Genomic DNA, 229 nt, shown 5'->3' with positions numbered 1-229 from the left:
CCTTCAACGTGGCGATGGACCTGGAGCCATTCCACCGCATCAACCCCTGCGGCTACCAAGGGCTGCCGGTCACCTCGATGGTAGACTTGGGGGGACCGTCCGGCATGGCGGCCGTCAAGCCGGTACTGCGGGGCCATCTGGCCCGCCAGTTCGGGTTGGACCTCCAGCCTGCCACGGACCGGCCCGATCGGACTGACGCGGCCTGAGCGCCGCCGACCAAGGCCATGAC

The 229-nt window shown here is 69.0% G+C and carries 1 pseudogene; it reads left to right on the top strand.

What is annotated here, in order from left to right:
- Nucleotides 1-206 (top strand): annotated as a pseudogene (locus tag ACQG3P_RS25550) (lipoyl(octanoyl) transferase LipB); the annotation flags it as partial.
- Between the last annotated feature and the right edge of the window lie 23 nt (nt 207-229).

The organism is Stenotrophomonas sp. SrG (genome assembly GCF_050031795.1).
Lineage (GTDB): Bacteria > Pseudomonadota > Gammaproteobacteria > Xanthomonadales > Xanthomonadaceae > Stenotrophomonas > Stenotrophomonas rhizophila_A.
Note: the sequence above shows the minus strand (reverse complement) of the source record. Positions and strands in the feature narration are given on the sequence as shown.